At 34.5% G+C, this 13,315-nt stretch carries 9 protein-coding genes; 7 read left to right on the top strand and 2 right to left on the bottom strand.

Features of this window, described 5'->3' with window-relative positions:
- Window positions 1-12 precede the first annotated feature (12 nt).
- The 4 genes from KQI85_RS12390 to nudC all read left to right on the top strand — a co-directional run bounded on the left by KQI85_RS12390 (window position 13) and on the right by nudC (window position 6,977).
- A complete protein-coding gene (locus KQI85_RS12390; protein WP_216576393.1) occupies window positions 13-1,905 on the top strand; it encodes an ABC transporter ATP-binding protein in 1,893 nt (630 codons plus the stop codon).
- Between the two features lie 506 nt (window positions 1,906-2,411).
- Window positions 2,412-4,196 carry a methyl-accepting chemotaxis protein gene (locus KQI85_RS12385; RefSeq protein WP_253293884.1) on the top strand — a complete coding sequence of 595 codons (1,785 nt, stop codon included), beginning with the start codon at window positions 2,412-2,414 and terminating at the stop codon, window positions 4,194-4,196.
- A gap of 534 nt (window positions 4,197-4,730) precedes the next feature.
- Window positions 4,731-6,092, top strand: a complete 1,362-nt coding sequence (locus KQI85_RS12380) for an MATE family efflux transporter (protein WP_216576392.1) — start codon at window positions 4,731-4,733, stop codon at window positions 6,090-6,092.
- A 9-nt stretch (window positions 6,093-6,101) separates the two neighbouring features.
- Window positions 6,102-6,977, top strand: coding sequence for an NAD(+) diphosphatase (gene nudC, locus KQI85_RS12375; RefSeq protein ID WP_216576391.1), 876 nt, complete (start codon window positions 6,102-6,104; stop codon window positions 6,975-6,977).
- Between the two features lie 221 nt (window positions 6,978-7,198).
- Here nudC and KQI85_RS12370 read toward each other — a convergent pair whose 3' ends face one another.
- Window positions 7,199-7,852, bottom strand: a complete 654-nt coding sequence (locus tag KQI85_RS12370; RefSeq protein ID WP_216576390.1) for a helix-turn-helix transcriptional regulator — start codon at window positions 7,850-7,852, stop codon at window positions 7,199-7,201.
- Window positions 7,853-8,790: 938 nt separating this feature from the next.
- Between KQI85_RS12370 and nth the strand changes: the two genes are divergently transcribed.
- On the top strand, window positions 8,791-9,438 hold the full coding sequence (gene nth / locus KQI85_RS12365) for an endonuclease III (protein ID WP_253293883.1): 648 nt from the start codon (window positions 8,791-8,793) through the stop codon (window positions 9,436-9,438).
- Between the two features lie 187 nt (window positions 9,439-9,625).
- Window positions 9,626-9,892 (top strand): GNAT family N-acetyltransferase, encoded by a 267-nt coding sequence (locus KQI85_RS12360; RefSeq protein ID WP_216576389.1) that lies wholly within the window; start codon window positions 9,626-9,628, stop codon window positions 9,890-9,892.
- A 544-nt stretch (window positions 9,893-10,436) separates the two neighbouring features.
- Here the strand turns inward: KQI85_RS12360 and KQI85_RS12355 are convergent.
- Window positions 10,437-11,654, bottom strand: a complete 1,218-nt coding sequence (locus tag KQI85_RS12355) for an iron-containing alcohol dehydrogenase (RefSeq protein WP_216576388.1) — start codon at window positions 11,652-11,654, stop codon at window positions 10,437-10,439.
- Between the two features lie 382 nt (window positions 11,655-12,036).
- Between KQI85_RS12355 and KQI85_RS12350 the strand changes: the two genes are divergently transcribed.
- On the top strand, window positions 12,037-13,206 hold the full coding sequence (locus KQI85_RS12350; RefSeq protein WP_216576387.1) for a cation diffusion facilitator family transporter: 1,170 nt from the start codon (window positions 12,037-12,039) through the stop codon (window positions 13,204-13,206).
- Window positions 13,207-13,315: the final 109 nt, after the last annotated feature.

The raw sequence follows: 13,315 nt of genomic DNA, 5'->3' as shown, positions 1-13,315 counted from the left end.
GAGGAAAGGAAAATGAGAGGACCAGGAAATATGCCAATTAGTAAAGGCAAAAGTAATCCAATGGTATCATTGAAAAAAGTAATGAAATATGTGCTAAAAGAATACAAAGGCTCATGTATAGCAGTAGTAATCTGTATACTACTATCAGCACTTGCAACACTTTCAATGACATTATTTTCACAGAGCCTTATAGATGACTACATAATACCAATGCTATCACAGAGTACACCGGATTTTAAGCCACTTGAGATAAGAATGTTAAAACTTATGATAGTGCTGATTGGTGGAGTAATATGTGCATATGCATACAATAGAATTATGGTAAATGTAACACAGGGAACAATGAAAAGAGTCAGAAATGACATCTTCACCCACATGGAATCATTACCAATCAAATACTTTGACACACATGCACATGGAAATATAATGTCAATCTACACTAACGATGTAGATACATTAAGACAGTTAATAAGCCAGAGTACACCACAGATAATCAACTCATTAATAACACTTATATCAACATTTATAAGTATGATAGTATTAGATATACCACTTACAATAGTATCAGTAATAATGGTAGCGATAATGCTATATGTAACATCAAGATTAAGTGCAGCATCAGGCAAATACTTTGTCAAACAGCAGAAAGACTTAGGAGCACTTAACGGATACATAGAAGAGATGATGGAAGGACAGAAAGTAGTAAAAGTATTCTGCCATGAAGAAAAGAGTATCGAAGACTTCAAAAAAGTAAACAGACAATTAAGAGAAAGTGCGACAAAAGCTAACGAGATAGCAAATATAACAATGCCGGTTAATGGTAACATAGCCAATATAAGTTATGTAATCTGTGCAATCACAGGAGCAATCCTTGCACTTAATGGATTCTCAGGACTTACAATCGGAACATTAGTAGCATTCCTAAGCCTTAACAGAAGTTTTACACAGCCGGTAACACAGATAAGCCAGCAGGTAAGCAGTATAGTAATGGCATCAGCCGGAGCATCAAGAGTATTCGAACTCATGGAAGAGACATCTGAGGCAGACGAAGGATATGTAGAACTTGTATGTGCAAAAGAAAAAGAAGACGGAACAATAGAAGAGACAACAGGGCATACAGGAATATGGGCATGGAAGCATCCACACAGTGCAGATAACACAGTAACATATACAAAACTCTGTGGAAAAGTAACATTTGAAGATGTAGACTTTGGATACTCAGACAAGAAGATGGTATTACATGATATTAATATGTTTGCAAAACCAGGTCAGAAGATAGCATTTGTAGGAAGTACAGGCGCAGGAAAGACAACAATAACCAACCTTATTAACAGATTCTATGATATACAGGAAGGTAAGATAAGATATGACGACATCAATATTAGCAAAATAAAAAAATCAGATCTTAGACGAAGCCTTGGAATAGTACTTCAGGATACACATCTGTTTACAGGAACAGTAATGGATAATATAAGATATGGAAGACTTGATGCCACAGATGAAGAATGTATACAGGCAGCAAAACTTGCCAATGCAGATAGCTTTATTAAACATCTTCCAGATGGCTATAACACCATGCTTACAGGCGATGGAGCTAATTTAAGTCAGGGACAGAGGCAGTTAATTGCGATAGCAAGAGCAGCAGTCGCAGATCCACCAGCTCTTATACTCGATGAAGCAACATCATCAATAGACACAAGAACAGAAGTACTTGTGCAGCAGGGAATGGACTCGCTTATGGCAGGAAGAACATCATTTGTAATAGCACACAGACTTTCAACAGTTCGCAATGCTGACTGTATAATGGTAATGGAGCAGGGAAGAATAATTGAGCGAGGAACACACGAACAGTTACTTGAAGAAAAGGGCAGATACTATCAATTATATACAGGAAAAACAGAATAATAAAAAATAAAGAAAACAATTAAAAACTGTTATATTATGATAGAAAATAAATAATATATTATAAAGCACGCTTAAAGCTTAAAAAATAGAGAATATATGATTCTGAATTTTTACAAGCAATATGAGCGTGCTTTTAATATATAAGCGAAAAAATATTTGAAATATATAAGTCAAGAAAAAGAAGTATACAAGATTATAAATGGAATGGATATGTCATAAAATATCGAGAAACTCTACAAAATGTATTAATTCAGACTATCAATAAAATAAACAAAAGTTCAAGTAGCATGAATAAATGATAAAGTAGATAAAATTATTTAAATATAATGTGTTAAGATACCGATAACTAAATTGTATAAATTTGTGAAAAATATATACAGGAGGAATAATAATGAATGAGAAACAAAAAAAATAATATAAAAGTGTACACTAATTTTATAATCAGTTTTGCATTTTTAAACAAAATATACAAAATTGATTAGTTCTGATGAAAGGAGAATAAAGGTATGAAGAATATGAAGGTAAGGACCAAGCTGAATCTGATTCTGGTTATAGTCATTCTGCTTGTGGCTTTTGGGAGTGTTGTTTCCATCAAAAATTTGGAAGATGTAAAAGATAAAGCATTGGAAACAATGGATGCATCATCACGTCAGAGTTACGATGACTCAATTAAAGAGCAGGTAAGCGTGGTTATTTCTCTATTGACTGAGATTAATGACGAATATAAAGCGGGAACTTATACATTAGATGAAGCACAAAAAATTGCAGCAGATGAGGTTCGGCAGATGCGTTACGGAGAAACTGGTTACTTTTGGATTGATCAGTCAGATGGCACAAATGTAGTTCTGCTTGGCAGCAATACCGAGGGAACGAACCGTATGGAGACTGAGGATGCAAACGGATACAAAATGGTAAAAGAAATCATACGTGTAGCAGTGGAAGACGGTGGAGGATACACAGATTATGTATTTCCTAAAGAAGGAGAGACGAAACCTTCACCAAAGCGTTCCTACAGTGCATATTTTGAACCATTTGACTGGGTGGTTGGTACCGGAAATTATACCGATTATATTGATACTGCCATTGCAAATCAGGACAAGGTATTTTCAAGCTATGCAATGAAAAAGACAAGCGCACTAATTGGGTCATGTGTTGCAATGCTTGTGGTTGTTGCAGTGCTTATTTTTATGATTGCCCAGGATATTACAAAGTCGCTAAAGAAAGTTGTAGCAGAGATTGAAGTGATTGCAGGTGGTAATTTTGCACATAGGATGCAGGACAATATGATGAAACGAAAAGATGATTTCGGGCAGTTAGCAGGAGCACTTGAGACGATGAGGAAATCAGTATGCGGATTGCTTTCTAAGGTAAAGATAGAGGCGGCAAATATTGATAAAGTTGTGGAAACGATGGATAGCAGTATATCAAATCTGAATGAAGAAATTGAGGATGTATCTGCGACAACTGAGGAGCTTGCTGCAAGTACTGAAGAAACAGCCGCATCCACAGAACAGATTAACAGTATGACTCAGCAGATTGACGGTACAGCTAAAGAGATTGCGATATGTGCACAGAATGGCGCTACGGAATCAGAAGAAATTCATAAGAGGGCAGCACAGACGAAGCAAACAACGGTAGAGAATAGACAGAAAGTCCAGACGGTGCTTGAAGAAATCAGGGGAAGGCTTGAACAGGCACTTAAAGAGGCAAAGGTTGTGGAACAGATAGGCGTCCTTGCTGATTCTATCCTTGCGATTACCGGACAGACTAATCTGCTTGCACTGAATGCATCCATTGAGGCAGCACGTGCTGGCGAGGCCGGAAAGGGATTTGCAGTTGTTGCAGAGGAAATCAGAGTATTGGCAGAACAGTCCCAAGATGCTGTGGCAAATATTCAGGCTGTGACGGAAAATGTGGATAATGCAGTAGCAAATCTTGCAAATGATTCTAATCGTCTGTTGGATTTTGTAGATACTGATATTGTGAAGAGTTTTGACGATTTTGAGAAAATGGCAGATGATTATAACTTGGATGCAACTAAAATTAATGAGCTGGTATCAGATTTTAGTGCAACCTCAGAAGAACTTGTAGCATCCATTTCTAATATTACAACGGCAATTGAAGAAATTACCACCGCATCAAATGAAAGTGCTGCAGGTACAACAAATATTGCACAAAAAACTGTTTCTATTGCAGGCGGATCGGCAGAAGTCATGAAAGGTGTTAAGACAGCGGAGGCTTCGGCAGTAGAACTCCGCAAGAATGTAAGCAACTTTGTGATTGAAGAATAAAAAATATATCGTGAAATTAATTTATATCAATAACCATATTTTGTTTACTATAAATGAGCAGTGACATCTATTAACTATTGTTAACAACCCCATTTAATGCTAAAATGGGGTTGTTATTTTTTTGGCATGATTTGTATATGTAATATATCAATTTATATACATACTAAGCAGTGAATACAAAAAAAGTACTGACAGTTGCAAAGACTACTATTTCAAATAGAGAAAAATTTTAGGCTACAAGTAGACGGATATAAATTTTACAATTACTAAATAAAATGATGTTGGGGTCAAAAGCCCCAACTTTGATGCCTACGAATTGCTCCGTGCTACGCACTCCCACAATTCTACCCGATATTCGCATATCGTGGGATTGTCATCCCACTTTTATGCTCATATCGGGGCGGGTCCCAAGGTCTTTCACCCACCTATGAGCAAGCTCATGTGGGTTTAGATCTTTTGACCCTGGCATCATAAAATAAAAAAACTCAGAAAGGAAAAAGTAACAGGATATAACAAACTGATACAGGTGTCAAAATGGACAGTGAGACTAAGAAAAATCTTCAATATGAAAAAATGACAACAAAACCAATACCAAAACTTATTGGAACACTTGCAATACCTACAATAATAAGTATGATGGTAACTAACATATATAACCTTGTAGATACTGCATTTGTAGGCAGACTTGGCAATAGTGCAAGTGGGGCAGTAGGAATAGTATTTGGATATATGTCAATACTGCAGGCAGTCGGATTCATGTGCGGACAGGGAGCTGGAAGTGTAATGTCAAGAAGGCTTGGAGCTAAAGATAGTGAAGGAGCAACAGCTTACAGCTCAACAGGATTCTTCCTGTCACTTTTACTTGGAGGAATTATAGGAATATTAAGTTATATATTTCTTACACCACTTGTTCATATACTTGGAAGTACAAAGACAATAGAACCTTATGCCAAAAGTTATATAATATATATAATAATATCAGCACCATTTTTTACATCAAGTCTCACACTTAACAATCTGCTAAGATATGAAGGAAGAGCAAGACTTGGAACAATTGGACTTATGACAGGTGCAGCGATTAATATAGGTGGAGATATGCTCTTTATGTTCGGGATGAACATGGGAATATCAGGAGCAGGTTTATCAACAGCATTATCACAGATAATAAGTTTTATAATACTTCTTCTAATGTTCTTAACAGGAAGAACAGAGACTAAGATATCAATACATAGAATAAGCCATACATTTGCAGTGCCGGGTAATATAATGGCGACAGGATTTCCAAGCCTTATAAGACAATCGCTAAATAGCATTGCAACAATGCTCCTAAATGGACAATCAGCAATATATGGAGATGCAGCAGTTGCGGCAATGAGCAATACATCAAGAATAGCATTTTTTATGATGGCAGTAGCGATAGGAATGGGACAGGGATTTCAGCCGGTCAGCAGCTATAACTATGGAGCAGGCAAATATGACAGAGTAAAAAAAGCATTCTGGTTTACAGTTGCGGCAGCAGAAGTACTACTTCTTATAATAATAATTCCGGTATATATAAAATCAGACTTCTTCTTAAGTCTTCTTAGAGATGACAGCGAAGTATTATCCTATGGAATAAGAGCATTAAGATTACAATGCATTACATTGATGTTTGTACCACTTACGATGATGACAGAGATGGGATTTCAGAGTACAGGACAGAGAGCACTTGCAATATTTGCATCATCACTTAGAAGTGGATTAATCTTCATACCGGTATTGTTAATACTCTCAGCACTTAGAGGAATGAGCGGAATACAGGAAGCACAACCAGTAGGATATGTGATATCCTTCATAATATCACTATTCCTTAGTAGAATATTTATGAAAAAACTTGATAAGCTAAGCAAGAACTAGGAGAAAAAAATGATTCAGGATATAGCACCAAAAAAATTTTATAACCAATACAGGGATGAAAAATGCACCGCACAGGATAAAGTGCTTATATATGATGGGAGAAATGTTCTATTAAAAAGAGAGAATAATACCAGACTTGTAATACCAACATATAAAGAAGCAGAGACACTTATGTGCGTAAAAAAAAGCGAAGAATATGAAGAAAAAAATAAAGAAGCAATATATCTTTTTGCAATTGATGATACAAAATATTTTCTTCTAAATAATCAAAATATTAATGCAGACAAGAATACTAAATGGCACTATGCAACAGTCAATGAGACAAGACAGCTTCTAAAAAAAGAAGATGCAATGGCAACAGCCACAGGGCTGCATCTTAGCACATGGTATAGTGTAAATCAATATTGTGGAAGTTGTGGGACTAAGACTGTGCATGATAAAGTCCAGCGAATGTTATACTGCCCTAAATGTCATAATATGATATTTCCAAGAATAGCACCGGCAGTAATTGTAGCACTTACACACAACGATAGAATAATGTTAACCAAATATGCAGGCAGAGAATATACAAGATATGCACTAATAGCAGGCTTTAACGAGATAGGTGAGACAATAGAAGAGACAGTAAGAAGAGAAGTAATGGAAGAAGTCGGAATGAATATAAAAAACATAAGATATTACAAATCCCAGCCTTGGGGAATAGCAGGAGATCTTTTGATGGGATTTTTTGCAGAACTTGATGAAGAACTCTCAGACGGAATAATTCACCTTGATGAAGAAGAACTCTCGTATGCAAGCTGGATGACAAGAGAAGAAGTACCTGATTATAAAGAAGGACTAAGCCTTACACACGAGATGATGATGGTATTTAAAAATGAGAAATAATAAACTCCCTTTTTACAAAAGTGTGTCTAATGAATAAACCCTTATAATTATTCGCTTTTACCACTTTTATACATTTTCTATTCATTTTTCACTAATGGGAAACTTATTTTTTGATAAGTTGTCGTGCAATTTATTAGAATGGAATTTTTGAAAGGGCCAGCACCTTGAAAGGGCTGGCTCTTTCAATGTCACCTGTAATTGACAAACAGGAATTTTTCTTGTTACTTATTTTTTTGATTGTGGCGTTTCTTATTCCACAGTGAACCTACCAACATACCGATTGCAGAGATTATTGCTCCGGCTACAATCATTCCCAAGTCAGGGGCATTAAGTTTGTTAAAAGCCATGTTGTTTGCCATTTTGAATGTGCCATATTCAGCAAGCATATACATTACGCCAAAGAAAAGAGTGAATGCCCATTTTCCTTTTCCCCAAAAGTTATTTTTACCAATAACAATAGATACAATAAATGTGGATATAGGAAGAATAAACCAAAGAAACATCAAACTGTAACCCATAGCGTCACTTCCACTTGTAAAAAACCAGAACACTATCATTGCAAACGCCCAAATCAAGAGATAGGAGAGAATCGTAATAATCTTGTTTCTGTTGGCATTGCTTTTCACAACATTCGTACTTTCTTCAAGATAATCATAATAGCTTTTCATTTTTTGTTCTCCTTTCAATAGATAGTCAAGAGAGACATCGTAGCATTCGCTCATTTTAATGACGCTGATAATATCTGGATAGGATTTTTCATTTTCCCAATTTGAGATGGTCTGACGACTCACACCCAACAATTCGGCAACCTGTTCTTGCGTTAGCTTTTTTTCAATTCGGGCTGCCTTGATTTTGCATCCAATATCATGCTCCATGCCACTATACCTCCTTGCACTTTTATTGTAGGAAAAACGCTCACTATTGTCTACAAAATAGCTTTGACATCACTTATTATGCGTGTCAAAATCCTTTTACATCTGCCAAATTCCGATTTGTATAACAGTAGTCTAACACATGCTGATAAGAAATACCATATACAAACAAATATTCGTGATTTGCTTTCCATAAAAAGTGCCTTTCTCGCAACATTTCTTCCCATGTATCCTCTGAAAGATGAGTGTAGCGAAGACTGTCTCCATAATTTTCTGAAAAGCTTGCTCCACAATCTTTACAACGATATCGTTGCAATCCCTTTGTAGTTACTCCATTTTTCTTGTAATTCGTTGAACCACACTTGATACAACAGTAAACCTTTGATAAGGTATTGGTATTAGATACACAAAGGTAAATAGGGACATAATAAAATATACAAAAAACTCATTACAAAAAATGTGGATTAAAAATAGAACAAAAACAGTTAGTTAAAAATGATAGAGAAAAATACAAAACGTAAAACAAAAACATAATATCAGAGAGACAATTAGGGCATAAGGTATACAGTTAAAATATAAGCAAAACAATTATAATATATAAATAAATAACATAAAAAAACACGAAGCATTTGCTTCGTGTTTTTTTGAGAAAGAGGATAACAAAAATAAACATATATTAAAATTACAAGGAGCCAATTCATAATATATAATATATCTTATTTTATTTACACAATCTATATCGGTAATAGACGTGTAAAAGTCAATACTCTAAACAATGTTTTTAAACAGATACTAATAAGACCTATATATTAAACTTTCACACACTAATTTGACCAAGTAAAACAAAACATTTGCAATAAAGTTTGATAAGTGAGAAAAAATACTTTAATATGTAAATATACTATACATATTACATCAACAATAGCGAGGAGAGAAATAAGATGACAAGTATGATAGATAAGAAGAAGTTAGCAATAGAAGTAATAGAGCGATTAAAAAAAGAATATCCAAAAACAGAATGTACGCTTGATTATGATGAAGCATGGAAACTTCTTGTAAGTGTACGTCTTGCAGCACAATGCACAGATGCAAGAGTTAATGTTGTTGTAAAAGAACTCTTTGAAAAGTATAATTCAGTCAATGCACTTGCAAAGGCACAACCAGAAGACATAGAGAAGATAGTAAGACCATGTGGACTTGGCAAGAGCAAAGCAAAAGACATATCAGCCTGTATGCGTATGTTAAGAGACGAATATAATGGCAAAGTACCAGAAGATTTTGATGAACTTCTTAAACTTCCGGGAGTTGGAAGAAAAAGTGCAAACCTCATAATGGGAGACGTATTTGGCAAACCGGCAATAGTTACCGATACACATTGTATAAGACTCACTAACAGGATAGGACTTATAGACAACGAAAAAGATCCGAAAAAAGTTGAGATGGCACTTAGAAAAATAGTACCATTAGAAGAAGGCAATGACTTCTGCCATAGACTTGTTGACCATGGAAGAGAAGTATGCACAGCTAGAACCAAGCCGCATTGTGACAGATGCTGTCTTAATGATATCTGTGCTAAGGCAGGAATATAAAGTTATAAATTAGTGGCGCCCACCACAGGCTTGCCTGTTGGAGTAGTCAGTTTAGATGATTACAAAAAATATAACTTGTAATATAATCTGGAATAAACGTTGCATTTTAAGAACAATAAGCTAGAATGTTAGATATATCCATTTACTTAGCATAATTAATAAAATATAAGAAGAAAGAAGGAAAAATATGGAATTTAAATATGACAATAACAGAATATACATTGAAAAAGAAGATAAGACACTCCTTGCAGAGATAACATTTCCAGAAGTAGAAACAGGAGTATGTGACATTAATCATACCTATGTATCTGATGAATTAAGAGGACAGGGAATAGCTGGCAAACTTGTAAAAGCAGCAGTAAATCAGATAAAAAAAGAAGGAAAGACATTCCGTACATCATGCAGTTATGCAGCATCATGGACACAGAAACATGCAGATGAGATAGCAGACTAATATTAGCCTTTTATTTGATATAGATAATCTTGATGTAGCGAATATATATTTTTAATATATAAATCTATGCATACGAATATATATTTTGATATATAAATCTAAGCATAGCGAATATATATATTTTTAATATATAAATCTAAGCATAGCGAATATACATTTTTAATATATAATCTATGCATAGTGAATATACATTCTCAGAGATTTTTAATTGGATTGCCTGATAAAAAATAAAAGATAAAAATTAATAATTAAGAAGAAAAAATATCAAAAACAGCAGATATATTATATATGAACTCCTACCCGAAACCGGAATAAGAAAAATACATATATAACACCATCTGCTGTCTTATTTTACCATGCATCTATATTAGAATGCTTTGGTTAGAGTACTTTTAATTAGAGTATTTTAAGTTATAGTACTTTAAGGTATAGTACTTTTAATCATAGTATTTTAAGTTATACTACTTTTAGTTAGATAGAGTACTTTTGATTATAATACTTTTAATTATACTACTTTTGGTTAAAGTATATTGTAATTATGTAATTAGAAATCAACTTCTGTATCATAATAACAACATTTGAGAAGTTTCTCCATCTCTTCCTGGCTAGGCTGTCTTGGATTAGAACCTGTGCAGGCATCTAAGATTGCATTAGCAGCAACATCGTGAAGTCTCTCAAGGAATACTTCTTCAGGAACAAAACCATTCTCAACAGGATAGCTGTCAGCACCATAATTCTTAATACAATGAGGAATATTAAGTTCATCATTCATCTTTCTTAAGTAAGCGATGAGAAGATCAACTTTTTCATCATCATTATTGCCACCAAGTTTCATATAATCAGCGATAACACCATAACGTTTCTTAGCTTCAGGATCTTTAGCATTGAACTTAATAACTTTTGGCAGATACATTGCATTAGCAGCACCATGAATAATATGTGCGCCATAATCAGCAAAAGCAGCACCTGTCTTATGAGCCATAGAATGAACGATACCAAGTAAAGCATTAGAAAAAGCCATACCTGCAAGACACTGAGCATTATGCATACTGTCACGTTTAGCCATATCTCCATTATAAGAATCAACAAGATCATGCTGAATCATCTCAATAGCATGAAGAGCTAAAGGATCAGTAAAATCACAATTAGCAGTAGACACATAAGCCTCTATTGCATGAGTGATAGCATCCATACCTGTGTGAGCAACAAGTTTCTTAGGCATAGTCTCAGCAAGGTCAGGGTCAACAATAGCAACATCAGGTGTAATCTCAAAATCAGCGATAGGATATTTAATACCCTTATTATAATCAGTAATAATAGAAAAAGCAGTTACTTCTGTAGCAGTTCCTGAAGTAGAAGAAATTGCACAAAAATGAGCTTTTTTACGAAGTTTTGGAAGTCCAAATACCTTACACATATCTTCAAAACTTGTGTCTGGATATTCATATTTAATCCACATAGCTTTAGCAGCATCAATCGGTGAACCACCACCCATTGCAATAATCCAGTCAGGCTCAAACTCAAGCATAACCTTAGCTCCATTCATAACAGTATCAACAGATGGATCAGGTTCAATACCTTCAATAAGTTTAACTTCCATACCTGCTTCCTTAAGATAGTCACAGGCTCTGTCTAAAAAACCAAAGCGTTTCATAGAACCGCCACCAACACATACAACAGCTTTTTTTCCTTCAAATGTCTTAAGTGCCTCAAGAGCACCTTTTCCGTGATATAAATCTCTTGGTAATGTAAATCTTGCCATATGTCCTCCTATCTGCATAATGCGATAAAAATATTGTTATGTTAGTGTCATGATGTAACCGACACCAATTGTAAAGATTAAACCGGCTAATTTGCAGAGTAACCGGCAGGACCAAAGTCCTTATAGAATGATTTTACCACATAATCTACAAAAAATGAACATAAATTTTAAAAAAAGTATAAAAAATGCACAGGTTTACATAATGCTATTGAAAGCAAGTTACGAAAAAGATACAACAAAGAAATACTAATGATAAAAATGTTAATAAGCATTGCCAATTACAAAAAATCAATGTACACTAATAAGAAACTTTCAGATATAATTAATGGAAGAATATGGCGATTATGTTAGTGTAAAACAATATCAGGGGGGAATACAAAAAATGACAGAATTACTTATCAAAATGTTTATTAAGAATAGCGATGATACCACAAACCCTTCAGTCAGGCGGGCATACGGAACAATGGCAGGAATTGTTGGAATAATATGTAATGTATTCTTATTTACAACAAAATATATAATAGGAACAATATCCGGTTCGGTTGCTATATCAGCAGATGCTGTTAATAACTTAAGCGATGCATCAAGCAACATAATAACCATGATTGGTTTCAAATTAAGCTCCAAAAAACCTGACAAAGACCATCCGTATGGACATGGACGATACGAATACATATCAGGACTTTGTGTATGTGTAATTATCCTTTCAATCGGTTTGTCACTTGCAAGAGAATCACTTGTAAAGATTATAAGACCAAGAATAATTATATTTAACAAGGCACTTATATTAGTACTTGTAATATCAATAATAGTAAAAGCATGGATGATGTTATTTAATACAAGAATTGGTAAGAAGATTAAATCAGACACATTCAAAGCAACAGCCAAAGACAGCCGCAATGACGTGATATCAACAACAGTAGTACTTATCTCGTCAATAATATGTAATATGACTAAGATATATAGAATTGATGGAATAATGGGCTTTTTGGTAGCAGCATTCATAATAATAAGTGGTATAGAACTTGTAAAAGAGACTTTAAGCCCACTTATAGGAAGAGTACCGGACTCTGAATTTGTAAAAAATATAGCAGATAAAGTATGTGCTTACGAAGGAGTAATCGGAGTGCATGACCTTATGATACACGACTATGGTCCGGGATACTGTTTTGTGACAATACATGTTGAATTTCCTGCAGATATGGACGTAGTCGAAGCACATGATATGGTAGATAATATCGAAAAAGATTTTATCAATAACGAAGGGATACTTCTCACAATACACTATGATCCGGTAGCAACAGGTGATGAGAGAATAGAGATATTAAAAAAACATTTAAAAGACAAAATCCGACAATATGATGAAGACCTTTCAATACATGATCTTAGAATAGTAGCAGGAAAGGAACACATTAATGTTGTATTTGATTGCGTAATACCACCAGGATATTCAGGCTCAATAGATGAACTAAAAGAATATCTCCAAAAATCAGCCAAAGAAATAGACAAACGCTACAACACAATAATTAAAATAGAACAAAGCTACATATAAATATACTTGTGCGAAACTCATATATAGGATATCTAAGATTGCCAGAGTATAAATAACATCAACAAAAACACGCTCCCGCTAAGTGTCCATCGTAACGGTACTAAGTTTG

Origin of the sequence: Falcatimonas sp. MSJ-15 (assembly GCF_018918265.1) — a bacterium.
In the GTDB taxonomy this organism is placed as follows: domain Bacteria; phylum Bacillota; class Clostridia; order Lachnospirales; family Lachnospiraceae; genus Falcatimonas.
The sequence above is the reverse complement of the archived record's forward strand: the minus strand, read 5'-3'. Positions and strand labels throughout refer to the sequence as shown.

Excerpts from the sequence above, each read along its gene's own strand:
- KQI85_RS12390 (WP_216576393.1), top strand. The coding sequence starts at position 13 with ATGAGAGGACCAGGAAATATGCCAATTAGTAAAGGCAAAAGTAATCCA.
- KQI85_RS12385 (WP_253293884.1), top strand. The coding sequence starts at position 2,412 with ATGAAGAATATGAAGGTAAGGACCAAGCTGAATCTGATTCTGGTTATA.
- KQI85_RS12380 (WP_216576392.1), top strand. The coding sequence starts at position 4,731 with ATGGACAGTGAGACTAAGAAAAATCTTCAATATGAAAAAATGACAACA.
- nudC (WP_216576391.1), top strand. The coding sequence starts at position 6,102 with ATGATTCAGGATATAGCACCAAAAAAATTTTATAACCAATACAGGGAT.
- KQI85_RS12370 (WP_216576390.1), bottom strand. The coding sequence starts at position 7,852 with ATGGAGCATGATATTGGATGCAAAATCAAGGCAGCCCGAATTGAAAAA.
- nth (WP_253293883.1), top strand. The coding sequence starts at position 8,791 with ATGACAAGTATGATAGATAAGAAGAAGTTAGCAATAGAAGTAATAGAG.
- KQI85_RS12360 (WP_216576389.1), top strand. The coding sequence starts at position 9,626 with ATGGAATTTAAATATGACAATAACAGAATATACATTGAAAAAGAAGAT.
- KQI85_RS12355 (WP_216576388.1), bottom strand. The coding sequence starts at position 11,654 with ATGGCAAGATTTACATTACCAAGAGATTTATATCACGGAAAAGGTGCT.
- KQI85_RS12350 (WP_216576387.1), top strand. The coding sequence starts at position 12,037 with ATGACAGAATTACTTATCAAAATGTTTATTAAGAATAGCGATGATACC.